The sequence below is a fragment of the Alistipes sp. D31t1_170403_E11 genome (genome assembly GCF_015553985.1).
GTDB lineage: Bacteria > Bacteroidota > Bacteroidia > Bacteroidales > Rikenellaceae > Alistipes > Alistipes montrealensis.
In genome coordinates this window covers 271,914-298,084 of record NZ_JADNHQ010000003.1, presented here as the reverse complement: position 1 = coordinate 298,084, position 26,171 = coordinate 271,914, and the positions used below count along the sequence as shown (strand labels likewise).

The 26,171-nt window shown below is 57.1% G+C and carries 23 protein-coding genes; 11 read left to right on the top strand and 12 right to left on the bottom strand.

Annotated features, from left to right (window positions below; genetic code table 11):
* Positions 1-127 precede the first annotated feature (127 nt).
* From I2E69_RS07680 to glmM, 4 genes are read right to left on the bottom strand one after another with little or no spacing between them, the layout of a single operon-like run.
* On the bottom strand, positions 128-910 hold the full coding sequence (locus tag I2E69_RS07680; protein ID WP_195460499.1) for an inositol monophosphatase family protein: 783 nt from the start codon (positions 908-910) through the stop codon (positions 128-130).
* Between the two features lies 1 nt (position 911).
* Positions 912-2,279 carry a dipeptidase gene (locus I2E69_RS07675; protein ID WP_195460497.1) on the bottom strand — a complete coding sequence of 456 codons (1,368 nt, stop codon included), beginning with the start codon at positions 2,277-2,279 and terminating at the stop codon, positions 912-914.
* Positions 2,280-2,726: a copper resistance protein NlpE gene (locus I2E69_RS07670; RefSeq protein WP_195460495.1), complete on the bottom strand. Its 447-nt coding sequence runs from the start codon at positions 2,724-2,726 to the stop codon at positions 2,280-2,282.
* Between the two features lie 4 nt (positions 2,727-2,730).
* Positions 2,731-4,119, bottom strand: coding sequence for a phosphoglucosamine mutase (glmM, locus tag I2E69_RS07665; protein ID WP_195460494.1), 1,389 nt, complete (start codon positions 4,117-4,119; stop codon positions 2,731-2,733).
* Between the two features lie 114 nt (positions 4,120-4,233).
* On the opposite strand from glmM, the gene I2E69_RS07660 reads away from it, so the two are divergent.
* The 8 genes from I2E69_RS07660 (at position 4,234) to I2E69_RS07625 (ending at position 12,363) form a co-directional block, all read left to right on the top strand.
* A complete protein-coding gene (locus tag I2E69_RS07660) occupies positions 4,234-5,112 on the top strand; it encodes a nucleoside phosphorylase (protein WP_195460493.1) in 879 nt (292 codons plus the stop codon).
* 33 nt (positions 5,113-5,145) lie between these two features.
* Positions 5,146-6,270, top strand: a complete 1,125-nt coding sequence (dnaN, locus tag I2E69_RS07655) for a DNA polymerase III subunit beta (RefSeq protein ID WP_195460492.1) — start codon at positions 5,146-5,148, stop codon at positions 6,268-6,270.
* A gap of 13 nt (positions 6,271-6,283) precedes the next feature.
* A complete protein-coding gene (locus I2E69_RS07650) occupies positions 6,284-7,051 on the top strand; it encodes a 3'-5' exonuclease (protein WP_195460491.1) in 768 nt (255 codons plus the stop codon).
* Positions 7,048-8,862 carry a LysM peptidoglycan-binding domain-containing protein gene (locus I2E69_RS07645; protein ID WP_195460490.1) on the top strand — a complete coding sequence of 605 codons (1,815 nt, stop codon included), beginning with the start codon at positions 7,048-7,050 and terminating at the stop codon, positions 8,860-8,862. Before I2E69_RS07650 ends, I2E69_RS07645 begins: the two co-directional genes overlap by 4 nt.
* 6 nt (positions 8,863-8,868) lie before the next feature.
* A complete protein-coding gene (locus tag I2E69_RS07640; protein ID WP_195460489.1) occupies positions 8,869-9,516 on the top strand; it encodes a redox-sensing transcriptional repressor Rex in 648 nt (215 codons plus the stop codon).
* A 22-nt stretch (positions 9,517-9,538) separates the two neighbouring features.
* Positions 9,539-10,171: an FAD synthase gene (locus I2E69_RS07635; RefSeq protein ID WP_195460488.1), complete on the top strand. Its 633-nt coding sequence runs from the start codon at positions 9,539-9,541 to the stop codon at positions 10,169-10,171.
* 7 nt (positions 10,172-10,178) lie between these two features.
* Positions 10,179-10,589, top strand: coding sequence for an acyl-CoA thioesterase (locus tag I2E69_RS07630; protein WP_195460487.1), 411 nt, complete (start codon positions 10,179-10,181; stop codon positions 10,587-10,589).
* Between the two features lie 133 nt (positions 10,590-10,722).
* The gene (locus I2E69_RS07625) at positions 10,723-12,363 is read left to right on the top strand and encodes an ABC-F family ATP-binding cassette domain-containing protein (protein ID WP_195460485.1); all 1,641 of its coding nucleotides are present in this window, start codon (positions 10,723-10,725) and stop codon (positions 12,361-12,363) included.
* An 81-nt stretch (positions 12,364-12,444) separates the two neighbouring features.
* Here the strand turns inward: I2E69_RS07625 and I2E69_RS07620 are convergent, their stop codons facing one another.
* Both I2E69_RS07620 and htpG read right to left on the bottom strand, forming a co-directional pair.
* Entirely contained in the window at positions 12,445-14,340 is a 1,896-nt protein-coding gene (locus I2E69_RS07620) for a TlpA family protein disulfide reductase (protein ID WP_195460483.1), read from the bottom strand.
* A gap of 162 nt (positions 14,341-14,502) precedes the next feature.
* A complete protein-coding gene (gene htpG / locus I2E69_RS07615; RefSeq protein ID WP_195460481.1) occupies positions 14,503-16,563 on the bottom strand; it encodes a molecular chaperone HtpG in 2,061 nt (686 codons plus the stop codon).
* 166 nt (positions 16,564-16,729) lie between these two features.
* On the opposite strand from htpG, the gene I2E69_RS07610 reads away from it, so the two are divergent.
* The gene (locus I2E69_RS07610) at positions 16,730-17,248 is read left to right on the top strand and encodes a nitroreductase family protein (protein ID WP_195460478.1); all 519 of its coding nucleotides are present in this window, start codon (positions 16,730-16,732) and stop codon (positions 17,246-17,248) included.
* Positions 17,249-17,281: 33 nt separating this feature from the next.
* Here I2E69_RS07610 and I2E69_RS07605 read toward each other — a convergent pair whose 3' ends face one another.
* The 3 genes from I2E69_RS07605 to dnaE are packed head-to-tail and all read right to left on the bottom strand — an operon-like array spanning position 17,282 to position 22,440.
* Positions 17,282-18,274, bottom strand: a complete 993-nt coding sequence (locus I2E69_RS07605; protein ID WP_195460477.1) for an aldose 1-epimerase — start codon at positions 18,272-18,274, stop codon at positions 17,282-17,284.
* A 3-nt stretch (positions 18,275-18,277) separates the two neighbouring features.
* Entirely contained in the window at positions 18,278-18,592 is a 315-nt protein-coding gene (gene trxA, locus I2E69_RS07600) for a thioredoxin (RefSeq protein ID WP_195460475.1), read from the bottom strand.
* A gap of 35 nt (positions 18,593-18,627) precedes the next feature.
* Positions 18,628-22,440, bottom strand: a complete 3,813-nt coding sequence (dnaE, locus tag I2E69_RS07595) for a DNA polymerase III subunit alpha (RefSeq protein WP_195460473.1) — start codon at positions 22,438-22,440, stop codon at positions 18,628-18,630.
* Positions 22,441-22,646: 206 nt separating this feature from the next.
* On the opposite strand from dnaE, the gene I2E69_RS07590 reads away from it, so the two are divergent.
* Together I2E69_RS07590 and I2E69_RS07585 are read left to right on the top strand one after the other, a co-directional pair.
* Positions 22,647-22,856, top strand: a complete 210-nt coding sequence (locus tag I2E69_RS07590; RefSeq protein WP_195460471.1) for a putative signal transducing protein — start codon at positions 22,647-22,649, stop codon at positions 22,854-22,856.
* A complete protein-coding gene (locus tag I2E69_RS07585) occupies positions 22,853-23,404 on the top strand; it encodes a DUF1643 domain-containing protein (RefSeq protein ID WP_195460470.1) in 552 nt (183 codons plus the stop codon). The genes I2E69_RS07590 and I2E69_RS07585 overlap by 4 nt, the downstream gene beginning before the upstream one ends.
* 33 nt (positions 23,405-23,437) lie before the next feature.
* On the opposite strand, the gene I2E69_RS07580 is transcribed toward I2E69_RS07585, so the two are convergent.
* From I2E69_RS07580 to I2E69_RS07570, 3 genes are read right to left on the bottom strand one after another with little or no spacing between them, the layout of a single operon-like run.
* Positions 23,438-24,178 carry an energy transducer TonB gene (locus I2E69_RS07580; RefSeq protein WP_195460468.1) on the bottom strand — a complete coding sequence of 247 codons (741 nt, stop codon included), beginning with the start codon at positions 24,176-24,178 and terminating at the stop codon, positions 23,438-23,440.
* Between the two features lie 30 nt (positions 24,179-24,208).
* Positions 24,209-24,946, bottom strand: a complete 738-nt coding sequence (locus I2E69_RS07575; protein ID WP_195460466.1) for a shikimate dehydrogenase family protein — start codon at positions 24,944-24,946, stop codon at positions 24,209-24,211.
* Positions 24,947-24,949: 3 nt separating this feature from the next.
* Positions 24,950-25,891 (bottom strand): DUF368 domain-containing protein, encoded by a 942-nt coding sequence (locus I2E69_RS07570; protein ID WP_195460464.1) that lies wholly within the window; start codon positions 25,889-25,891, stop codon positions 24,950-24,952.
* Between the last annotated feature and the right edge of the window lie 280 nt (positions 25,892-26,171).

Here is a 26,171-nt window from a genome sequence, read left to right as displayed (position 1 = left end):
TCTGTTTTTGTCCGGGATAAAATTAAGAAAATTTTTTAATAATCACACATGTGTAAGGGCGGGAATTTACTCCCGCCCTTTTCCGGAAACGGCTACAACGCGTATAACCGTCTGATGTTTAATGATTTTACCGAACGTATTTCCGAATCTCCCCGACGATTGTTTCATTCCCGGCGATCATCGAGATACCGCGGTCTTCGCGCAGGTCGGAAATGACGCCTCCCGCTTCCCGCAGGATCAGGTCGGCGGCGCATACGTCCCATTCGTGCAGCGCCAGTTCCCAGTAACCGTCCAGCAGTCCGGCGGCGACACAGCAGATGTCGTAAGCCGCGGACCCCAGCCGCCGTACATCCCGTACATGGGGGATAATCCGCGCGACGTTGTCGCTGTTGTTGTCGGGGTTGACATCCTTGTCGTAGGGAAATCCCGTGGCAATGACCGACGTGGAAAGGGTCTGTTTCTGTCCGACACGGAGGCGTTCCGGCGTGCGGAGAACAGTCTCCAGATAAGCCCCGCCGCCTTTCGTCGCCGTGAAAAGCTCCTTCAGGTAAGGCGCATAGACGACACCCGCGATGGTCTCGCCCTTGTATTGGAGGGCTATCGAGACGGTAAACAACGGAAGTCCCTGGCTGTAATTGGTCGTGCCGTCGAGCGGATCGACGACCCAGCGGTAGTCGCCCGAAGCGTTGCCCCGGGAGCCGCCTTCCTCGCCCAGGATGGCGTGATCGGGGTAGCACGCCGTAATGGCCTTCGCGATATACTCCTCGCTCTCCTTGTCTGCGCGCGTAACCACGTCGTAGACATTGGATTTGGTCCGGATCGACAGGTCGTCACCCCGGAAGTAGGAGAGTTGTATCCCGCCTGCACCCTTTGCCATCTGCACGGCAAATTCCAGGAACTCGTCGTACATACTATTCATTTTCAGCAAAATACTTGTAAAAAAGCGGGATCGTCTCCACGCCCTTGTCGAACTGTTCGAGGCCGTAGCTCTCGTTCGGCGAATGGATCGCATCTTCCGCCAGTCCAAAGCCGATCAGGAGAGACTTGATGCCCAGGATCGACTCGAATCCGCTGATAATCGGAATCGAACCGCCCGAATAGAAGGGCAGCGGTTTTTTGCCGAAAGTCGCCTCGACGGCCTTCTCTGCCGCTTTGTAGGCCGGCATGTCGGTCGGGGAGACATAGGGCATGCCGCCGTGGAGCGATTTTACGACCACCTTCACGCTCTTGGGCGCAATGGCGCGGAAATGCTTTTCGAACAGCTTCGAAATCTTGCGGTAGTCCTGATTCGGTACGAGACGCATCGAAATTTTCGCCGAAGCCTTCGACGGAATGACCGTCTTGGTCCCCTCGCCCGTGTAACCGCCCCAGATGCCGTTGATGTCGAGCGACGGGCGCACACCCGTACGTTCGAGCGTCGTAAAGCCGGCTTCACCCTCCACATCGCCGATATTGAGCGACTTTTTGTAGTCCGAAAGGTTGAACGGCGCTTTGTTGAACGCCTTGCGCTCGGCGGGCGTCAACTCGCGTACGTCGTCGTAGAAACCGGGAATCGTCACCCGCCCGTTTTCGTCGACCAGGCTCGCTGCCAGCCGCGTCAGCACGTTGGCCGGGTTGGCCACAGCGCCGCCGAACAGTCCCGAATGAAGGTCCTTGTCGGGCCCCGTCACCTCGACCTCCATATATGCGAGGCCCCGCAGTCCGCAGGTGATCGACGGGGTCTGCATCGAAATCATCGAGGTGTCCGATACCAATATAATATCGGCTTTGAGCATCTTCTTGTTCTGCTCGCAGAACTTGTAGAGGCTGGGTGACCCGATCTCCTCCTCGCCTTCGAGCATGAATTTCACGTTGCAGGGCAGCGAATCCGTGGCGCACATCGCCTCGAACGCCTTGGCGTGCATCCACAACTGGCCCTTGTCGTCGTCGGCGCCCCGGCCCCAGATGCGGCCGTCCTTGACGACCGGTTCGAAAGGCTCCGTACGCCATTCGCTGCGCGGGTCCACGGGCATCACGTCGTAGTGGCCGTAAACCAGCACCGTTTTGGCTTTGGGGTCGACGATCTTCTCGGCGAAAACCACCGGATTGCCTTCCGTCGGAATCACTTCGCCGCGGTCGGCGCCGGCCTTCACGAGTGCTGCCGCGAGGAACTCGGCGCAACGCTGCATGTCGGGTTTATGCTCCGATTCGGCGCTGATCGAAGGGATTCGGAGCAGGTCGAACAACTCGCTGATGAAGCGATCTTTATGGGTCTTTATATAATCTTTTGCTTTATCCATTTATTCGGCTGTTTTTTGTAAGATGAAACTCTCTGCAAGTACGCCGGTGACGGCCTGTTTTTCGGCGTCGAGACGACGCAGGCGGTTCTCTTCGACTTTATAATATTCGGGCTGCTCGCCTTCGCCGTGCGTCAGCGTCAGCAAGTTTTCCCGGACCGTATAGGTTCCCTGCTCGTCGAACTCCGAGTCCCGGTCGATGTATTTCAGGTGAAGGGCGTACGTGCCGTCGGGCTTGAGCGTCAGCGTCGTCTGGATACCCGGGCAGTCGGCCGCGGGCAGCGTACCCTTGTACGTACCCAGGTAGTCGAGCGAAGTCTCGGCGTTGTGCATGTCGGGAGCCGCCGCGGCGGTTTTCTGCGTGTCGGCGGCAGCCGTCTTTTTTTGTGCGTTTCCGCCGCAGGAGACCATTGCGACGGCTGCGGCGAGAATCAGTAATTTGCTTTTCATTGTCTTAAATGTTACAGATTTCCTTGATTTCGGCAATGAATCGCTGTGCCAGCGCGTCGGCTTCGGCCATCGACTTGGCTTCGGTGTAAACGCGGATGATCGGTTCGGTATTCGACTTGCGCAGGTGTACCCAATTTTCGGGGAAATCGATTTTTACGCCGTCGATATCATTCACGTTTTCACCGGAATAACGTTCCTTCACCTCACGCAGCACTTTATCTACGTCGATGGCGGGCGTCAGTTCGATTTTGTTTTTCGAAGCGAAGTACGAAGGGTAAGTTGCACGCAACTGGGTCATCGTCATGCCTTTCTTGGCAAGCCACGTCAAAAAGAGTGCCGTACCCACCAGCGCGTCGCGGCCGTAGTGGAGCTCGGGATAGATCACGCCGCCGTTGCCTTCGCCGCCGATCACGGCGCCGACCTCCTTCATCTTCGTCACGACATTGACCTCGCCGACGGCCGAGGCGTAGTATTTGCCGCCGTGGCGCTCGGTAACGTCCCGCAGGGCGCGCGACGACGAAAGGTTCGAAACCGTATTGCCGGGCTTCTCCGAAAGAATGTAATCGGCGACGGCCACCAGCGTATACTCCTCGACGAACATCGAACCGTCCTCGGAAACGAATGCCAGACGGTCTACATCGGGATCGACGACGATACCCAGGTCGGCCTTCTCGCGCACGATGACCTCCGAAATCTGGGTAAGGTTCTGCGGCAGGGGTTCGGGATTGTGGGCGAATTCGCCCGTGGGATCGCAGTTCAGTTCCACGACTTCACAGCCCAATTCGCGCAGCAGTTTGGGCATCACGATGCCGCCCACCGAGTTTACGGCGTCGACGACCACCTTGAAGCGGCGTTTGCGCACGGCCGCAATGTCCACTAACGGCAAATCCAACACCTGATGGATGTGGATTTCGTTGAAGTCCTCGCGCGACAGCACATGCCCGATGGCGTCGATGGCAGGGTAGTCGTAATCCTCCTCCTCGGACATGGCCAGCACCTGTTTGCCCTCGGCGTCGTTGAGAAACTCGCCGTCGGAATTGAGCAGTTTCAGGGCGTTCCACTGGCGGGGATTGTGCGACGCGGTGATGATGATGCCGCCGTCGGCCTTTTTGGTGATCACGGCCATTTCTGTTCCGGGCGTGGTGCACAGTCCGACGTTGATGACATCGGCGCCACAGGCCAGAAGGGTCCCTTCGACCAGGTTCGAAACCATTTCGCCCGAAATACGGGCGTCGCGTCCTACGACTATGGTAAGTTTTTTGCCCGGACTGCGCTGGGCGATCAGACGCACGTAGGCCGTGGTGAATTTCACAACGTCGGGCGGCGTCAGGTTCTCGCCCGTGGGCCCGCCGATGGTGCCGCGGATGCCCGAGATGGATTTGATGAGTGTCATGTTGTATTCGGTTTTATGTATACTTATATTTATGAAAAATTCACCCCGATGTTTTGATATTCGAGGTAAATATATTACTTTTATGCCAATTATGGAAATTAAAAAACGACAATTATGAGAACCATTCCCGCTTCCGAATTGATTATCAACGATGACGGTTCGATTTTCCATCTGCACCTCCAACCCGGCCAATTGGCCGATACGGTGATCCTGGTAGGCGACCCCGGCCGCGTGGCCCTGGTTGCCGAATATTTCGATACGAAGGAGTGTGAAGTTGCGAACCGCGAGTTCAAAACAGTGACGGGTTCCTATAAAGGCAAACGCATGACGGTCCTCTCGACCGGCATCGGCATCGGTAACATCGACATCTGCGTCACGGAACTGGACGCCCTGGCCAACGTCGATTTTGCCACACGGCAGGAGAAAGCCGTGAAAAAGCAGCTTACACTGGTCCGCCTCGGCACTTCGGGGGCCATCCAGCCCGACATCGAGGTCGGCGAATTCGTCTTTTCGCGCACTTCGTGCGGCTTCGACGGCCTGCTGAGCTACTACAAGGGCCGCGACGCGGTCTGCGACCTGGGCCTCGAAGAGGCGTTCGTGAAGCATACGGGCTGGTATGAGAAGATGCCGCGTCCCTATTTCGTCAATGCCGACAAGGCGCTTTTCGAGCATTTCCGCGACGTTACGCGCGAAGGTATCACCATCGCCGCTCCGGGCTTCTATGCCCCGCAGGGCCGCTGGGTGCGCCTCGAACCGCACGACGTGCACCTGAACGAAAAAATCGAGTCGTTCGACTACGAAGGACGCCGTGTCACCAACTTCGAGATGGAGGGTTCGGCCCTGGCCGGTCTGGCTGCCCTGATGGGCCACCGCGCCGCCACGATCTGCACGATCATCGCGCAGCGTATCGCGCAGGACGTGAATACCGATTACAAGCCGTTCGTACGGAAGATGATCGAAACGGCCCTCGACAAACTGGCTATTTTAAAGTAAGAAACCATAAACAGACAAAAACAGAAACAACGTATGAAATTTTCCGTATCAAGCTCGGCCCTGCTCTCGCTTCTGGCTACGACCGGCAAGGTTATCAGCAATAAAAACACGCTGCCCATCCTGGACTACTTCCTCATGGAACTCAACGGCAGTACGCTGCAGGTTACTACTTCGGACCTCGAAACGACGCTCGTCGGTTCGATCGAGGTAGACAGCGTCGAGAACGAAGGTACGATCGCCGCTCCGGCCAAACTGATGCTCGACTCGCTGAAGGAGTTCCCCGAACTGCCGCTGACCATCGAGGTCAACGACAAAAACTGGGAGATTAAGATCAACTGGAAGAGCGGATCGCTCTCGATTCCCGGAGCCAGCGCCGTAAGCTATCCCGCCGTGCCGGTGCTGAGTGCCGAGAAGAAGGAACTCCGCCTCGACGTGGACACGCTCGTGAACGGTATCAACAAGACGATTTTCGCCACGGCGGACGATGAACTCCGTCCCGTGATGAACGGCATCTATATCAACCTGGCGCCCAATGCACTCACGTTCGTGGGAACCGACGCTCACAAACTCGTGAAATACGAAGCCGAGACCGAAAACGACGTAACGGCATCGTTCATCCTTCCGAAGAAGCCCGCCAACCTGTTGAAATCGGTGCTGCTCAAGGAGGACGACGCCATCGAAGTGGCGTTCGACTCGAAGAACGCCCTGTTCAAACTCAAGAGCCACACGCTCGTCTGCCGCCTGATCGAGGGCAACTACCCGAACTACAACGCCGTGATTCCGGCCAACAACCCCAACAAGGTGCTCGTGGACCGGATCGAACTGGTCAACGGCATCAAGCGTGTCGCCGTCTGCTCGAACCCCACGACGAACCTCATCCGCATGGACATCGCCGGTAACCAGATCACCCTCACGGCCCAGGACATCGACTTTTCGGTGTCGGCCAACGAGACGATTTCGTGCAGCTACGACGGACAGGCCATTTCGATCGGCTTCAAATCGACGTTCCTCGTCGAAATCCTTTCGAACATGGACACCCCGACCGTGGTGGTGGAACTGGCCGATTCGACCCGCGCAGGCGTTTTCAAACCCATTTATGACGACAAGCAGTCGAGCGCGACGCTGATGCTGCTGATGCCGATGATGATCAACGCATAACGGCAGTCAACGGATGAAGTTAAACCTCAAACGCCCGATCATATTTTTCGACCTCGAAACCACCGGCGTGGATACCGCACGGGACCGCATCGTGGAAATTTCGATGATAAAGGTCATGCCCGACGGCGAAGAGATCACCAAAACCCGGCGGCTCAACCCCGAGATGCACATTCCCGAGGAAGCTACCGCCGTACACGGAATCACGGACGAGGACGTGAAGGACTGCCCGACGTTCGCGCAGGTGGCGCGTTCGCTCGAACAGTTCGTCCGCGGCTGCGATTTCGGCGGTTTCAACTCGAACCGCTTCGACCTGCCGGTGCTGGTCGAGGAGTTCCTGCGCGCCGGTGTGGACGTGGATTTCAAACGCCGCAAGTTCATCGACGTGCAGAATATCTTCCACAAGAAGGAACAGCGTACGCTGGTAGCGGCCTATAAGTTCTACTGCGACCGCAACCTGGAGGACGCCCACTCGGCCGAAGCCGACACGAAGGCTACCTACGAGGTGCTGATGGCCCAGTTGGACCGGTACGACGATTTGGAGAACGACATCGACAAGCTGGCCGAATACTCGTGCCGCGCCGAGGCGGCCGACTATGCCGGGCGCATCCTCTTCAACGAGAAGGGCGAGGAGGTCTTCGGGTTCGGCAAGCACAAGGGGCGTTCGGTCGCCGAGGTATTCCGCATCGAACCCAGTTATTACGCCTGGATGATGAACGGCGATTTCCCGCTCTACACCAAGAAGGTCATCACCGAAATCCGGATGCGCGAAAAAATGAAATGACGATGAAACGACTCTTTGCCACACTCCTGCTGATCGCGTGGGGACTTTGCGCCCTGGCGGCCGGGAAGTCCCAGACGATCGTCTACATCAACGGTGCGAAGTATTATATCCACACGGTGCAGGCGGGCGAGACGCTCTACGGACTTTCGAAAACCTACGGGGTGGGCGAGAAGGTGATTCTCGAAAACAACCCCTCGATTGCCCGCGGCCTGAAAACCGCCGAGAACATCAAGATTCCCTTCGTGGCCGATGTTCCCGAACCCAAATCGGACAAGAAGCTGCGCAAGACCTTCGATTTCCACTTCATCTCGAAGGGCGAGACGCTCTACGCTATTTCGCGTCAGTATGAAATTCCGGTAAAAACCATCCTGGAGGACAATCCGAACCTCGATCCGCTACACATGCGCCTCGGCGAACGGATTCTGATCCGCAAGAAACAGATCGGATCGGAGGACGAAGCCGGCACGAAAGAGCAGTGGGAGGAGTACCGCCAGTCGCTGAACAGCGTAGCCGACAAGGGAACGGCCTACCACATCGTCCATCCGGGCGAAACGTTCTATTCGCTTTCGCGCCGCTTCGGGATTACGGAAGCCGAGTTCAGTGCGCTCAACGGGGGGCTGAAACCCGCGGACCTCAAGGCCGGGGCCATGGTCAAGATTCCTGCACCCGAGGCCGGACAGGCCCCTGCGAGCGCCGACAGCCTCCAGCACCGGGACAGTGTTCCGGATGCAGAGCCCCAGGCCGTACAGATCGACTTCAGGGCGCTCCGGGCCAGCGAGCCGCTCAATGTGGCGCTGCTGCTGCCCCTTGCCGTCGACGGCGAAGCCAACGGCAACTACCTGGAGTTTTACCAAGGTTTCCTGCTGGGACTGGACAGCGTAAAGACCAAATACGGCCGTTCGGTGAACGTGGACCTCTACAACACGGCCCGCGATTCGGCACGCATCCGCGAGATCGTCGAAAGCGACGCTTTCCGGAAAGCGAACCTGATCGTCGGTCCCGTCTACGAAGAGGGACTGGCCCCGGTGCTCCGTTTCGCCGAGCGCAAACAGGTCCCCGTGGTATCGCCGCTGGCCAATATCGAAGCGATGAACAGCGACGCGCTGTTCCAGCTCGCTCCCGACCCTTCGCGCAAGTACGAGAAGGCGGGCGACCTGATCAACGGCGACAGGCGTGTGACGCTGATCTACACCGAGACGACCGACAAGGAGTTCGAACGCGAGATGCTCGCGCTGCTGGGCGATTCGGAATACCGCCGGTACACCTATAAATACGAGCATCCTTCATCCCGCTCGGCCAACAGCCCGAGCGACCTCACACCGCTGCTGGAAAATACGGACGACAACGTCTTCATCATTCTCTCCGACAGCGAGGTGGACATCGACCGCATTCTCGCGGCCCTCGCGTCGGCCGATACGAGCCTCACGAGCCGCGGCCGCACGGCCCCGCGTTTCGTGGTGCTGGGCAATACCCGCTGGAACCGCTACAACACCGTCGATCGCGCGATGTTCTTCAAAGACCGTGTGATCTTCTTCTCGACCTACCACGCCAAGCGCGATTCGCAGACCGTGAAGGCGTTCGACAACGCCTATATCCGTTCGTTCGGCGCGCTTCCGACACTCTTCTCATACCGGGGTTACGACACGGCGATGATCTTCGCCCCGGCCATGTACGGCGACCTCGAAGGCCGCCGCTATACGCCGTTGCAGACGACCTACCTGTTCGGACAGGACGAAGGCCGCGACAACCACGTTAACCGCAACTGGACACGGGTCAACTACAACAGCGATTTCACCATAACCATCGAATAGAGAACCATGGCATCCTTGACGAATACGATTCCGGAGAAAACCATCGAACGGCTGAGCGAATACCGCCGTACGCTGCTTGCCAGCCACCGGCAGGGTATCACGCACATTTTTTCGCATGTGCTGGCGGGTATCCACGGCATCACCGCCGTGCAGGTCCGTCGCGATCTGATGCTGATCGGTTTTTCGAGCGATACGAAGAAGGGCTACGACGTGCAGGTGCTGATCGAGTACATCAGCCGCATCCTCGACAGCCCCTCAGCGATGAACATCGCTGTGCTGGGCATGGGCCACCTGGGCCAGGCCATCACCAAATACTTCAACGGCAAAGGCCTCAAGCTGCGGATCACGGCGGCGTTCGATGTCGACCCCGGGAAGGTCGGCAAGACCATCGACGGCATTCCGTGCTACCACATGGACACCTTCGAAGAGGTGGTCGAGGACAAGGATATTTCGATCGTCATCGTTTCGTCGCCGACGAAAGTGGCCCCGAGCCTCGTGCTGCCGATCATCAACGCCGGCATACGGGGCGTGTTGAACTTCACCTCCACGCCGCTGAATTTCCCCCAGGGAATCATCGTCGAGAACTACGACATCACCACGCTGCTCGAAAAAGTCGCCTACTTCGTCAAGGAAAGCGACGGCAGCAACTCGTAAACGCGTGCCGGGAGAGGGAGAGATGAGGGTTTTTCACGGTTTCGATACGCTTCCGCAATTCGTCCGTCCGGCGGTGACCGTCGGGTCGTACGACGGCGTACACCTGGGCCACCGGGCTTTGATCGGGCGGCTGGTCGCCGAAGCCCGCGCCAACGGCGGCGAGAGTATCGTACTGACCTTCGAGCCGCATCCGCGCATCACGCTGGGCCGGGCCGAAGGGCTGCGCCTGCTGACGACGCTCGACGAGAAACTGTCCCTGCTGGCGGAACTGGGAGTCGACAATGTAATCGTCATACCGTTCGACCGAACGTTCAGTGCCCTCTCCGGCGAGGAGTTCGTGAACGACTACCTGATCGGCCGGGTCGGAGCCGAAACCCTCGTTGCAGGTTTCAACCACCGCTTCGGCCATGACCGGATCGACTGCGAGGCGCTCGCAGCGCCGGGACGGCTGAAGGTCGTGAAAGTCGAACCGTGCAGCGTCGGCGGTATGAACGTCAGTTCGACAAAGATCCGGCGCCTGTTGGAAGAGGGAAAAACCGCAGAGGCCGAATTGCTGTTAGGCCCCCGGCCCGGGAAGCCGGTTTCAGAGGCGATGGACCGCTCCGATGCTGCCGGCCCGAATCCGTACCCCGGAAAATTAAAAACGAAAAAATAGAGAAGCCATGTTAAGCCACGATTGTCAGATACGCGTGTGGTACAAACACACCGACCAGATGGCCATTTGCCACCATTCGAATTACATCTGCTACTACGAAGCCGCCCGCAGCGAGTTCCTGCGCGAGTTAGGCATGTCGTTTGCCGAAGTCGAACGCCGGGGGATCATGATGCCGATCCTCGAAGTGCAGTCGAAATACCGCAAACCTGCCTATTTCGACGAACTGCTGACGGTGCGCATCATCCTCAGGGAGATTCCCAGCACACGCATCAATTTCTTCTACGAAATCTACAACGAGAAGGGCGACCTGCTGAACACGGGCATGACGCAGTTGGGTTTTATACACAGCGATTCGCGGCGTCCGTGCCGCTGTCCGGAGTGGTTCCTGGAACTGATCCAAAACCGCTGGACCGAATAAGAATCCAATTTCCGACCCTCTTTACACCGCTTCGCTGTCCGAGGCGGTTTTTTCAGGCCGTTCAGAACAGGGCTTTCGACCCCGGCAAAGTCCGAATAAATTGCTATCTTTGCGGTTCAATTTGCGATAACTTATGATTTCAATAGACTCGCTGACCGTAGAGTTCAGCGGCACGACGCTTTTCAAAGATATTTCGTTCGTCATCGGCGACAAGGACCGGATCGCCCTGATGGGTAAGAACGGAGCCGGCAAATCGACCCTGCTGAAGATCATCGCCGGAGTGCGAACCCCAACGCGCGGCCGTGTAACGGTAAGCGAGGGCGGCAAAGTGGGGTATCTGCCCCAGCACCTGACGGTAGAAGACGGCCGCACGCTCGTCGAAGAGACCTCGCGGGCTTTCGAACACCTGTTCGAGATCGAGCGGCAGATCGCGGCACTCAACGAGCAGCTCACGACCCGCACCGACTATGAAAGCGAATCGTACATGCGCCTGATCGAGGAGGTGACGGCCATTTCCGAGAAATTCTATGCCGTGGACCTCACCAACTATCAGGAGGATGTGGAACGCATCCTTTTGGGTCTGGGTTTCGAACGCTCGGACTTCACGCGGCAGACTTCCGAATTTTCGGGCGGATGGCGCATGCGCATCGAGCTGGCCAAACTGCTGCTTCAGAAACCCGACCTGCTGTTGCTGGACGAGCCTACGAACCACCTTGACATCGAATCCATCGAATGGCTGGAGGATTTTCTGATGAACAACGCCAAGGCCGTGATGGTCATTTCACACGACAAGGCCTTCGTGGATCACATCACAACACGTACCATCGAGATCACGCGCGGACGCATCTACGACTACAAGGTCAACTATTCGCATTACCTCGAACTACGGCGCGAACGGCGCGAGCAGCAGCAGGCGGCCTACGACAACCAGCAGAAGATGATCGCCGAAACCCGGGAGTTTATCGAGCGGTTCAAGGGAACCTATTCGAAGACCAACCAGGTGCAGTCGCGTGTGCGGATGCTCGAAAAACTGGAACTTATCGAGGTGGACGAGGAGGATACGTCGGCATTGAACCTGCGTTTCCCGCCTGCTCCGCGGTCGGGTTCCTATCCCGTTATCACGACCGAGCTGGGCAAAGCATACGGCAACCACCGTGTATTCAGCGACGTGTCGATCACCATCGAGCGGGGCGACAAAGTCGCCTTCGTGGGCCGCAACGGCGAAGGTAAGTCCACGATGGTTAAGGCAATCATGGGCCAGATCGACTTCGAAGGTGCGATCCAGATGGGCCACAACGTCAAGATCGGCTATTTCGCGCAGAACGAAGCGTCGGGGCTCGACGAGTCGATCACCGTCTTCAAAACCATCGACGACATCGCCGTGGGCGACATCCGGACCCGTATTCGCGATATCCTCGGCGCTTTCATGTTCGGCAAGGATGCCAGCGAAAAACTCGTCAAGGTGCTCTCCGGCGGCGAGCGGACCCGTCTGGCGATGATCAAACTGCTGCTGGAGCCCGTCAACCTGCTGATTCTCGACGAGCCGACCAACCACCTCGACCTGAAGACCAAGGAAATTCTCAAGGAAGCGCTGATGGCGTTCGACGGCACGCTGATCATCGTTTCCCACGACCGTGACTTTCTCGACGGACTGACGCACAAGATCTACGAATTTTCACACGGCCGCGTCATCGAGCACCTCGACGGCGTTTACGGCTTCCTCCGGAAGAAAAAGATCGAAAATATCAGCGAGATCGAGCGGCGAAACGCATAAGGACCGGACACTTTGGGTTTTCGCCCTGCCCGTTCCCGCCTTCAACGGAACGACCGCCCCGGAAGGAGGCGGTCGTTTTCGTTATTCGATCATTGCTTTGAGCGTCTTTTTCAGTTTGCCGTGGTCCCGCAGGTCGTTGCGCAGTTTGTAGGTTCCGTCCCTGTCGACCACCACGTAGGAGGGGATGCCGTCGACTTTGAACTGCTTGCACAGGTATTCCCACTGTTTGTCGTTCAGCCGGTAGTGCTTGCCGGCGATTTTACCGATCTGGGTCTTGTAGGTCACCAGCGGCGAAGTCTCGTTGGCGATGTAAATCCAGACCAAATCGTTGCTCTTCAACTCTCCGGTTTTGAGCGGCTCGTTGGCCTTGATCGCGGCCTGGCACGGTCCGCACCAGGTGTTCCAGAAATCGACCATCACGACCTTGCCCTTGTAGGGCGCGACGATGGCGTCGAAGAGTTTATCGAGGCTTACGTCGGGCGCCTGCTCGATCTTTACCGTACCTTCCAGCGCAGCCAGGTCTTTGCGCACCTTGGCCTGGATGGCTTCGCAGGCCTCGGCATAGAAGGGATTTTTCAGCGACCGGAGTTCGGCGAGATCCTCTTCCGTGAGTTCGTTATTCTCGGCTTTGGAGGGCATGAGGCCAGTTTTATGCAGGTCGGCCAACGGGCCTTCGGTGATGTTCGCGGTTTTCGTCCAGTCTACATTCGGATTCACCGCCGCAAGACGGTAATCGCCGATATTGGAACCCATCACCAGTTTGGGATCGGTAGCGTCGAAAAGGTTGCAGACTGCGGCGATATGCTCCGGACCGATCTCTGCGAATTTGTAATCGATTTTGTCGCTGCGTTCCCATTTGTTGTTCACCGCCCGGTAGTTATGCTCCATCAGGAACGTGCCGGATGCGATAGCTAGAAGTGTTTCCTGCTGCAATGAAAGTAACGACATTTCCTTGACCATCTCCGACATGCCGCTGCGGGCGACGCTGTCGGAGAGCGCCTTGTATTTCGACACGATCATCTGCGTATATTCGTCCGCCGTCATCCGGTAGTCGGCGAATTCACCCGTGTATTTGTTGAGCGCGATCCTTCCGCATTCGTTCCGGTCGCAGAGCATGTTCAGATCGGCATAGGTTCCCGTTGCATACAGAGTGTGGTTATGCGGGGCTTTGTGCTCCTTGTCGCGGCGCTGGACGATGGATTTTCCTTTCTCCGCAAGGTCGATGTAGATATCCGCCGTCTCCCCGGGGGCCGTCCAGAAACTCACGAACATCGAGCTGGGACTGACGGGTTCGCCAAAGATCAGCGACGTACCGTATTGTTCGAACCGGAAGGTCGCAACGCCGCTTTCGGGGTCTACCGGCGCATCGTACTGTTTCTGTCTGTCGAGCAGCGAATTGACATAAAGCGTCGCCTCCTTGAACATCCCTTCGCGGAACCCTAAGAAATGAACGTTTACGGTCGTCTCGCCGACCGTAAAAATCGGATCGGGCACAGGACCGTCCTTCGGGGCTTTGCGCAGTGCCTTCGGCAAGCCTTCGGGATATTCGGGATACTCCTTTTTACCCGTCAGGTCTATGCCGTAGAGTTTGAAACAGTCGTCGCAGTCCGATTCGATAAAGTCGAACGATTTCGTGCCGCGGGGCAGGGGCGGGAACTTGAGTACGAACGACGTTTCGCCCGAATCGGGCATCCAGAACAGCGAATCGGGTGTGATTCCTTCGGCTCCGGTCAGGCGGAATTTCATGGCGGGAACCTGCAGGTAGCTGTCCGACGAAATGACGATCCAGTTTTTGGGCCGGAAGTAGGCGTTCACATGCAGCACGGTCGCCGTGTCGCTCAGTTCGACTTTCACGATGTCGAGCGTTCGCGTGTTGGCCGTTTCGATCAGCGGGTTTTCCACGACGCGGTCGGCCGGGGTACAGGACGACAGGAACGTTCCGGCCGCCGCGGTAATCAGGATCAGGAGGTTTTTCATAAGGGTTGGATTTGTAGTGATAAAACAAATATAACGATTTGTTTCTCAGATTATACCGTTTGGACGCAATAATCGCGGAAAAAGTTACGGAATAAGTACGGCGAAAACAAAAAAAAGGCCGCACCCGAAAGTGCAGCCTCTCCCACAAAAGTTTTTCGGAACCTATTTTTCGATCAGCGAAATCGAACGCTGGATGAAATCCGTCAGGTTCTTGCCCTTGAGCATGCCGTTGGTCAGCAGCGCCAGGTCGATGATCTGCTTGACAAGGCGGTTTTCATTGCCGATCTCGCGCAGGCGTTCGTTGCGCTCGTCGCGCAGGGAAACGATCTTCTTCGACAACTCCTCGCGGGTCGATTTCTCCTCCGCCGAGAGATCTTCTTCCTTCTTGTCCTTCACGACCTCGTCGAATCGCTTCTCCTCGGCCACCGCCGCGTCGATCTTCTTGGTGATCGTCTTGAGCTTGTCGCCGTAGGATTTCTCCACGTCGGCCAGGATGTCGATGACGATAGGGTGGTTGCCGTTCACCGCAATGGTGAAGTTGTCGGGCATCTGGCCGTAGAACTGGCTCATACCGCCACCGCCCGTCTGGGCCATCTCCTTCATGCGACGCATGAACTCGTTCTGCGTGATGACCACCGGCGCCTCGTCGGGCGACATGGCCTCGAACGAAATGTTGTAGTGTATCTTGTCGTCCTTGGGCATCTGGCTCTCGAACACGGGCGTCAGCACCTCCTGCTGACCTTCGCTGAGCGACATCTTGACGTTCTCCTCCTTCTGGATCAGTTTGTCGATCACGTCGCTGTCCACGCGCACGAAACGGCTCTCCTTGTTCTTCGACTCGTACCAGTTGACGTAGTGGTTGTCCAACTGGCCGTCCATGACGAGCACGTCGTACCCCTTGCCTTTGGCCGCTTCGAGGAACGTGTGTTTCTCCACGGGGTCGTCGACGTAAAGGAAAATCACCGTCTTGTTTTTGTCGGTCTGGTTCTCCTTGACCTTCTCGACATACTCTTTGGGAGTAAAGTACTTGCCTTCGATGTTCTTCCAGAGCATGATCTCCGCGGCTTTCTCGGCGAACTTCTCGTCGGTGAGGATGCCGTACTGGATGAAGATTTTCAGGTCGTCCCACTTCGATTCATAGTCCGAACGCATCGTCGTGAACAACTCCTGCAGGCGGTCTGCGACCTTGCGGGTGATGTAGCTCGAAATCTTCTTCACATTGGCGTCGCTCTGCAGGTAGCTGCGCGAAACGTTCAGCGGAATGTCCGGCGAGTCGATCACGCCGTGCAGCAGCGTCAGGTACTCCGGTACGATGCCCTCGACCTGGTCGGTCACATACACCTGATTCGAGTAGAGCTGTATCTTGTTCTTCTGAATCTCGAAATTGTTGTGAATCTTCGGGAAATAGAGGATACCCGTCAGGTGGAACGGATAGTCGATGTTCAGGTGGATCGAGAACAGCGGTTCGTCGCTCATCGGGTACAGTTCGTGGTAGAACTCCTTGTATTGCTCCTCAGTGATCTCCGCGGGCTTGCGGGTCCACAGCGGATCGATGTTGTTAATGATGTTGTCTTTGTCGGTATCGACATATTTACCGTCCTTCCACTCCTTGACCTTGCCGAAGGCGATGGGCACGGGCAGGAAGCGGCAGTATTTCTTCAGCAGGCCTTCGATCTTCGAATCCTCGGCATACTCCAGCGTGTCTTCCGCAAGGTGCAGGACGATCGTCGTACCGCGGTCACGGGCCTCGTCGGTCTCCTCCATTTCGAACTCGGGCGAACCGGTGCAGCTCCAATGTACCGTTTTGGCTCCCTCCTTAAAGGATTTCGTGAAGATTTCGACCTTGTCGGCGACCATGAACGAAGAGTAGAAGCCCAGTCCGAAGTGCCCGATGATGGCCTGGTTCTTATATTTCTCCATAAACTCCTCGGCTCCCGAGAAAGCGATCTGGTTGATGTATTTGTCCACCTCTTCGGCCGTCATGCCCACGCCGCGGTCCGTCACCGTGAGCGTCTTTTTATCCTTGTCCGCGGCTACATGGATCGTCAGGTCGCCCAGTTCGCCCTTGGCCTCGCCGATCGACGAGAGGGTCTTCAGTTTCTGGGTGGCGTCCACGGCATTCGAGATCAACTCACGCAGGAAAATTTCATGGTCTGAGTAAAGGAATTTTTTGATCACGGGGAAAATGTTCTCCGTTGTAACTCCGATTTTTCCGTTTTTCATAGTTTTTATCGTTGTTGTTTTTATGATTTCCTGCTTCTGATTCAACAAACGGTGTGCCAGCGCCTTTTTTCTGACAGAATGTCAGTGCGGACTGACAAATTCTGCCGCAGGGAGGGATTGCCGTGGCCCGATTTTTATTACCTTTGCCTTTGTAAACTGAAAAAGCATGGATTTTCTAGCATTGGCGAAGAAGCGGTACGCCTGCCGCAAATACCTCGACAAACAGGTCGAGCCGGAGAAACTGGCCCTTATCCTCGAAGCCGGCCGTGTAGCTCCCACGGGAGCCAACCGCCAGCCCCAGCGGCTGGTAGTCGTGCAATCGAAAGAAGGGATGGAGCGCCTTGCGCGCTGTACGCGTAATTTCGGAGCTCCGACGGCTATCATCGTCTGCGCCGATACTGACGAGGTGTGGACCCGCAAGTACGACGACAAGAAGATCGGCGACATCGACGCTTCGATCGTCACCGACCACATGATGCTCGCCGCGGCATCGCTGGACCTCGACACGCTGTGGATCTGTATGTTCAAGCCCGAAGCCGTGCGCGAGGAGTTCTCGCTGCCCGAACATGTGGAACCCGTCAATATCCTGCTCGTCGGCTACGGGGAGGGCATTCCGTCCGATCCCGACCGTCACGACATGCTGCGCAAACCGCTGTCGGAAACGGTGTTCAACGAGTCGTTCTAAATAAAAGAGGAGGTCTTCGGACCTCCTCTTTTATTATTTAGCGTAGAGCCGGAAAGTCATGCGCCACGATTCGCCCGGGGCGATGGACCGGAATCCTTCGGCCGCGGGTGCGGCGAGGTTGGGGGCGTTCGTAGTCCACGACTGCGGTTCGGGACAACAGTAGGGGACCTGCCCGCCGTTGTTCCAGATCGTCCAGTAGGTCGTCTGGGAATCCACCTCGTAAAAGGTCCTCACACCCGTACGGATATTCTCGACCAATGCGCCGCGGAAATGCTTGCCGTCCACGTCGATTTCGCTCAGCGTAAACCCGGCTTCGATCGGTTCGCAGCCGGTGACCCGAAGGCCTCCGCTGCGCAGTTTGGCAAATTTCTCCGACAACGGCAACTTCCTTCCTGTCGGCAGGTTACGTTCGCTGAGTTCAACCTGTTCTCCAACTGCGGCGCGCATCACGTAATCAGCGTCCGAGCCTCCTGCAAACGGAATCGACAGCGGGGTATGGAAGCCTACGCCCACGGGCATGCGCATCTTGCTGCGGTTCGAAAACATCACCTCCTGCTCCAGCCCTTCGGCCGAGAGCCAATAGGTGATTTTGCACTTGAACTCGTGCGGAAAATCGCGGAAAATCGCATCGTTGCCCGCATTGGCATAATAACGGCACTCGATCATCACCTCTTCGTCCGTCTCACGGGCTTTCGACACCATGAACGCCTCGCTCTTGAGGACGCCGTGGTGGTAGTTGTGTTCCTTCTCGATGGTGATCGGGTACTGGTACGTGCGACCTTCGAACGTATAACGGCCGTCAGCGATGCGGTTGGGCGGGAACAGGATGGGCAGTCCGAAGACCTGGGGACGGGCCTTGAAAGTCCCGACCTCGTCGGCTCCGGGCGTACGCAGAATCTCCGCGCCCAGCCTGGTGTTGGCCAGCCGCACGAGGTTGGCCCCCATCTCCGGAATCAGGATCGCCGTATAATCGCCCTTGGAAAACTCCACGCCTTTCAGTCCGTGGAAGTCGATGGTACGCAGCATCGCTTAGAGCAGTTTCTCGATTTTGGCTTTCAGGGCGTCCTTCGAGCAGGCGCCGACCTGTTTGTCGACGAGTTCGCCGCCCTTGAGGAAGATGATCGTCGGGATGTTCCTCACGCCGTACTTTATCGTGATGTCGTCGTTTTCCTCCACATCGCACTTGCCGATGACGACTTTGCCTTCGAACTCCGCAGCCAGTTCATCCACGATGGGCGACATCGTACGGCAGGGACCGCACCATTCGGCCCAGAAGTCGATAACTACCGGCTGATCGCCTGCGACCAGCGCCTCGAAATTGTCTTTGTTGATTGCTAATGCCATTGTTTCACAGTTTTAAATTATGATTTTATGTCCGATTATGCGATTGAATAGTGAATGTGGTTGTCATCCAGGAATCCGACCAAAGACGGCGAGAGACTCACCTTGTGACTCTTCGAAAAGAGGCCCAGCGAAACCTGCGCTTCGCGGTCGTAGACGCTCAGCCGCAGCAGCGTGTCGCCCTTCGACTCCTTGACCTTCTGCGTAAGTTCGCGGATCAGCTTTTCGGTCACATCCTCGATCGGCAGGTGCACGTACATCTCCTTGATCATCGTGTCGCGCATCTCCTGGAGCTGGACCATCGAAATGATCTTGAACTCGAGTTCCTGGTCGTTGTAGGGCTTAGGCTGCACACGGCCCCGGATAAAGAGAAAATAGTCCGGAAACAGGTATTTGCGGAAGTTCTCGTAATCCTTGCCGAAGAGGGCGAACTCGTGGCCGCCGTTATAATCTTCGAGTTTGAACTTGCCCCACGGTTTGCCGGTTTTGGTCATCAGGTTCGAGACGCTTACGACCATGCCGGCCACAGCGATCTCCTGCCCTTTGATAGCGTCGAGGTTCTCCAGTTCCGAAAGCTGGGTCTTGCACATATGGTCGATGATGACCTTATAGTCGTCCAGCGGGTGTGCCGAAAGGTAGAGTCCCACCATTTCGCGCTCCTTCGTAAGTTTCTCCAACTGGCTCCAGTCGGCACAGGACGGAAGTACCGGGCGCTGGATGTCGACGTGCTCGCCGCCGCCGAACAGACTTTGCTGGGCGTTGTTCTGCTCGGTCTGGAAGCGCTGTCCGTAACGCATCAACTGCTCGATAAAGGTGATGCCGCTCGAATCGCGCAGGTCGATGCCGAAGAACTTGCAGCGGGCGAAATCCGTGATCGAGTCGAACGCCCCGGCATAAGCGAGGTTTTCGAGGCATTTGCGGTTGACGAGCGAATAGTTAACCCGCTCGATGAAGTCGTAGATATCCTTGAACGGACCGTTGGCCTTACGTTCGGCGATGATGCTCTCCACGGCTGCTGCGCCGACGCCCTTCACGGCCGCGAGACCGAAACGCACGTCACCGGCTGCGTTGGACGAGAACTGCCGCATCGATTCGTTGATGTCAGGCCCCATAACACTGATGCCCATGCGCTTACACTCGTTCATGTAAAGCGTCAACTGCTCGATGTTCGTGAGGTTTCGGCTCAGCACGGCGGCCATATACTCCGAAGGGTAGTTGGCCTTGAGGTACGCCGTCTGGTAAGCTACCCACGAGTAGCACGTGGCGTGCGACTTGTTGAACGCATAGGAGGCGAATTTCTCCCAGTCGCCCCAGATCTTTTCGAGCACCTTCGCGTCGTGGCCGTTCTTCTTGCCGCCCTCGATGAACTTGGGCTTCAGGTGGTCCAGCTTGTCCTTGAGTTTCTTACCCATCGCCTTACGCAGCGTGTCCGACTCGCCGCGGGTGAAGTTGGCCAAAAGACGCGACAAGAGCATGACCTGCTCCTGGTAGACCGTGATGCCGTAGGTGTCCTTCAGGTACTTCTCCATGACGGGGATGTCGTACACGATGGGACTGCGGCCGTGCTTACGGGCGATGAAGTCGGGGATATAGTCCATCGGGCCGGGCCGGTAGAGGGCATTCATGGCGATCAGGTCCTCGAAGGTCGAGGGCTGTAATTCGCGGAGGTATTTCTGCATACCCGCGGACTCGAACTGGAACGTTCCGACGGTGCGGCCCTCGCCGTAGAGTTTATAGGTCACAGGGTCGTTGATGATCGTGAAATCGTCGATGTCGACCGCAATACCCTTGGTCTGGCGGACGTTCTCCACGGCATCCTTGATGATCGAAAGGGTCTTCAGACCGAGGAAGTCCATCTTGATAAGGCCCGTGTCCTCGATCACCGAACCTTCATACTGCGTGACGAGCATCTTCTCGCCGGTCTCCTTGTCGTCGGCCGTCGAGACGGGGACCCAGTCGGTGATGTCGTCGCGGCAGATGATCGTACCGCAGGCATGCACGCCCGTATTGCGGACGTTGCCTTCCAACATCTTGGCATAACGGATCGTGTCGCGCAGGATCGGGTTGTCCGACTGCTCGGCGGCTTTCAGCTCGGGAACATAGTCGATGGCGGTCTGCAGGTTGAGCTTCTTGTCCGGAATCTTGTCCGGAACCAGTTTGCAGAGGCGGTCCGACTCCGAGAGCATCAGCTTCTGCACGCGCGCCACGTCCTTGATGGCCAGTTTGGTGGCCATCGTACCGTAGGTGATGATATGCGCGACCTTTTCCTTGCCGTATTTCTGCGTCACCCAGTTCAGGACGCGTCCGCGTCCGTCGTCGTCGAAATCAACGTCGATATCGGGGAGCGAGATACGGTCGGGATTCAGGAAACGCTCGAACAGCAGGTCGTAGGCGATCGGGTCGATCTGCGTGATGCCGAGGCAGTAGGCCACAGCCGAACCTGCGGCCGAACCGCGGCCCGGTCCCACCGACACGTCCAACTCTTCGCGTGCGGCGCGTATGAAGTCCTGCACGATCAGGAAGTAGCCCGGGAAACCCATCGTCTTCATGATGTGCAGCTCGAATTTCAGTCGTTCCTCCTGCTCTTCGGTCAACTGATCGCCATAGCGCTTATGCGCGCCGTCCATCGTCAGCTTGGCCAGGTAGTCGGCTTCGAACTTGATGCGGTAGAGTTTGTCGTATCCGCCCAGTTTCTGGATTTTCTTGAGCCCGTCCTCCTCCGACATCACCACGTTGCCGTTTTCGTCGCGCGTGAATTCGTCGAAAAGGTCTTTCTCCGTGAGGCGGGCGCGGTATTCGGCTTCGGTTCCGAACTCGACGGGAATTTCGAATTCGGGCATGATCGGCGCATGGTCGATCGAGTAGCACTCGACCTGGTTGCAGATGTCCACGGTCGTGGCCATCGCTTCGGGGTCGGTCTCGCCGAAGATCGCGGCCATCTCGGCCGTGGTTTTCAGCCACTCCTGCTTGGAGTAGAGCATGCGCTTGGGGTCGTCGAGGTCCTTGCCCGTCGAAAGGCAGATCAGACGGTCGTGCGCCTCGGCGTTGTCCTCGTCCACGAAATGCACGTCGTTGGTGCAGACCATCCGCACGTTGTGCTTCGCGGCCAGTTCACGCAGGTATTTGTTGACATGCAACTGCATGGGGTAGGCTTCGTGGTTGGCCCGCTCGACGGTAGCCTTGTGGAGCTGCAACTCCAGGTAATAGTCGTCGCCGAAGACCTTCTTGTGCCATTGGATCGACTCGTCGGCCTTTTCGAGGTCGTTCGCCGTAATGGCGCGCGGAACCTCACCGGCCAGACAGGCCGAACAGCAGATCAGGCCCTCGTGGTATTTCTCGATCTCCGCACGGTCGGTTCGCGGACGCATGTAGAAACCGTCGGTCCACGCTTTCGAAACGATCTTGATGAGGTTGTGGTAACCCTTGAGGTTCTTGGCCAGCAGGATCAGGTGGTAGCCGCTCTGGTCGGGCTTGCCTTCCTTGTCGTGCAGCCGGCGGCGCGCCACGTAGACCTCGCAGCCGATGATCGGTTTGAAGGCCAGCCGGCGCTTGCACTCCGCCAACTGTTTCTCACATTTGGCGATCTCCGCAGCGGGGTCGGCACAGGCCTCCGTGCCGTCGCGCAGGGCGGCGATGCGGGCTTCGCATTCGGCGGCCTTGTCTTTATTCTTGCCTTTGACCTTCTGGACGTAATTGAAAAACTCCTTGATACCGAACATGTCGCCGTGGTCTGTCACGGCGATGCCGGGCTGGCCGTCGGCCATGGCTTTGTCCACGAGTCGGGGGATGCTGGCCTGACCGTCCAGAATCGAATATTGGGTATGTACGTGAAGATGTACGAACTGGGGCATTGCGTCAAAATTTTGCGTATGCAAAGATAATACAAAGCGAGGGCAAAATCAAGTGCCGGGCAACTTGTTTTGCCGAAGTGCAGTCTATCTGTGCCTGAAGTTATCGTCAGACAAAGATAACGTATTTATTGAAGATTCGTGGCAGGGCTCTTGCATTTTATCAACAAAATGCTTAACTTTAAATACCGAACCAAAACCGAAAAAATATGAAAGACGACTCGTTGGTTGTACTGGCGGAGTACAACACCATTACAGAGGCCGAAATAGCCAAGTCGATGCTCGACAGCGCCGGCATCTGGTCGACTATCCGCAACGAATACATGTCGGCCATCTATCCGATCGGGACCATGCCTGCCCAGGTAGTCGTCCGCGAAGAGGAGTTCGAAAAAGCCAAAGCGATGCTGCGGCACCGATGAAACAGCGCCCCGCCATCCGCTACAAACCGACATACTGGGAAGAAACCGGGCGGGAGCAAGGCGCTTATCGCTTTATCCTGGAGCAAGCCGGGGAGAGGATGCTTTTCGTCATAGGGCTCAACCCCAGCACGGCGAACGAGTTGCGTCCGGACCCTACGCTGCGCAAGGTTACGCGGTTCGCCGCCAATGCCGGGTATGACGGATTCACCATGCTGAACCTCTCGTCCGAACGCGCCACGGACAAATGGAGCATGTCCCCGGCGCTCGACGAAGCGATGCACCAGCGCAATCTGGAGGGGATAACCCGTCTCGCGAAACGCTATCCGGCCGCCGACATCCTGGTGGCGTTCGGCAACGACATTGCCGTAAAGCCCTATTTAAAGCAGTGTTTCCGGGATATTCACTCCGTTTTAAGTACCCATCGCGGCCGTTGGCTGAAAATCGGGGAACCTACGGCAAAAGGCAATCCCCGCCATCCGCTTTACGCTCCTTATGCATACGGGCTGACCACCTTCGACGTTATCGGCTACATCGCAAAACTCCAATAAAAAAACTCCGCCGTCGGGCGGAGTTTCTCGTTATCAGTTGCCACCGTAATTGACCCGGTAGTCGAAGGCCGTACGCTGAGGAACGCCGCGCACCTTGCGGGGCGTCCATTTCCCCTTGCTGTTGCGGATGACGCGAATCATCTCCTTCGCCAGCTTGTCGTTGGGAGTCTGCACGACCTTGTCGATCGTGATCCGTCCGTCCGGCTCGACATAGAAGCGTACGTGCGCAACTCCGTCTACGCCCTTTTCCGTAAAGCGTTCGTCGTAACGGATACGCACTTTGGCCCATTCATGGAAACTCTTCTCCGGATTCCCGCCCATAAACAACAGCGGATCGGGATTCAGTGCCCGCTCGACCTTCTCGACGGGAATGCGGATCGTCATCCGCGAAGTGTAAGAGGCCGGACGCCCGTCCGCCGTGGTTGCAGGGTTCCATTTTCCGCCCAGGCGGGCATAGGCTTCTTTCAGCACCCGGCGTGTGGCGGCCGTTGCAGGAGCGAACTCCGCACGGTCGCGACCTTCGCGTGTATTGTCCATATACGTCCATTCGGCCACATTTCCCGTTTTGTCAATGTGCAGGGCGATCCTTACGACCGGCGAGAGCGAGTCGGCCGGAATCTGCTGCTCGACGGCGATCTTTTCAGCCATAGCGGCCATGCGCGTCATGAAAACCTGAATTACGGCTCCGTCGAAACGGGGCGGCGTCAAATCCTGCGCGAAGGCCCCGGCCCAGCAGGCGACGATTGCGCAGAGAGTCAATAAGATGTTTTTCATGCGATTATAGGTTTTAGTTAAGGCGTCGCTTTAAGCATTCCAGATACGCCACGAGGCTTCGGCCTGCTCCACGAACATCGTTCGTCCGTTCAGGATATGCGCCCCGCGCTGGCGGCCATAGTCGAGAAACTGCGTCAGCGACGGATTGTAGACCAGATCGAGCAAATAGTGTTCCGGCGTGACATAGGCGTAGGGGATACGCGGCGCGGCATCGACATTGGGATAGGTCCCCACGGGCGATGCGTTGATAATCAGCCGACTGGTCTCCACGACTTCACAAGGCAGGTTGTCGTAGGTATAGTTGCCTTTCGACGCCTCGCGCGAAACCAGCGCAAAGGGAATGTCGCGTTCGGCAAGGGCATACTGAACAGCCTGCGAAGCGCCTCCCGTGCCGAGCACCAAAGCCTGTTCCGGCACGGCGGTTCCCAATAACTCGTTCAATGCGGCCCGGAGACCGATAACGTCCGTATTATGCCCCGCGAGGCGTCCGTCCGCGCTGCGGCGGATGCAGTTGACCGCCCCGATAGCCTGTGCTTCGTGTGAAACCGAGTCCAGAAAGGCGATCACGTCGCGTTTATAGGGAATCGTGACGTTCAGCCCGCAGAGTTCCGGGACCCGGGCCAGCAGGCCGGGCAGCTCCTCGATCGAAGGCAACTCGTAAAGCGAATATTCACAATCGCTTATACCCTCCCTGTTAAACTTCTCCGTGAAGTAGGCCGCCGAAGCCGAATGGCCCAACGGGCGACCGATCAGTCCGAAACGACGCATGGTTTATTTCTCCTCTTTTTTAACGATGATACGGGCCAGCAACTCGATGCCGTAGATAGCCAGGAATCCGACGGCGCAGAGCAAAATAGCCTGCACGAGCAGCGACGGCTGTCCCGTAAGTTGTTCGAACGCCCCGGGGGCAACGTTGTGCTGAACGAGCGGCTGTGCGACGCCATGACTGTCGAGGTAGGTCTCCACGGTCTCCTTCCAGGGCCAGACCTTGTTGAGCGAACCGACCATGAAACCCATCAGCACGGCCACCGTGATGTCGTGCAGGTGCTTGAGCAGCCAGGACAGCAGGTGCGAGAAAGAGATGATACCCGCCACGGCTCCGATGACGAAGACCGCGATAACGGGGATATTGAAGTCTCCGACGGCCTGCATGATGTACTGGTATTTACCCAGCAGCAGCAGGATGAAAGCCCCGGAGATGCCGGGCAGGATCATGGCGCAAATTGCAATGGCCCCGGACAGCATCACGAACCACCAGTCGTTGGGCGTTTCGGCGGGCGTAGCGACGGTAATCCACCACGCGGCGACGGCCCCGACGGCAAAGGCCAGGACAGTCCGCCAGTTCCAGTGTCCGATCTGCCGGGCGACAAGCACCGATGAAGCGATGATCAGACCGAAAAAAAACGACCAGATGGCAATAGGGTGGTAAGTCAGCAGATAGGTCATCAGCCGCGCCAGCGAGAAGATAGCAATGGCGATCCCCAGCAGCACGGGCAGCAGGAAACTGCCGTTGACATGGCGCCAGAACTCGCCGAGGCGGAGTTTCAGCAACAGTTTGAGCGCCGTGGCATTGACGCTGCGAATCGAATCGAGCAATTCTTCGTAGATACCCGAGATAAAGGCGATCGTACCGCCCGAAACGCCGGGAACGACATCGGCCATACCCATGGCGCATCCTTTCAGTGCGAGTACGATGTACCGGGAGAAATTCATAGTCTGTTTGCGTATTTGGTTTTGCACGCAAAGATACGAATAAGCGAGGGCAAAAGCAAGCTTGCTTGCACTTTGCCGGGCGGGAGTATCTTCGGCGAAGTCAAAGGTAGCGATAAAAGGCGAAAGCCCGCAACCTGAAAATTAAGTTTTCATCAATTTTTCAGGCTATACGGCCGTTACGAAACAATCGCAGATGAATTTATCAGGCAAGGGCTTGCGGCTCAACAGATTTGCCCGTCTCCCAAAAGACAGGACAGCACGATCCCCGACAATAACCGAA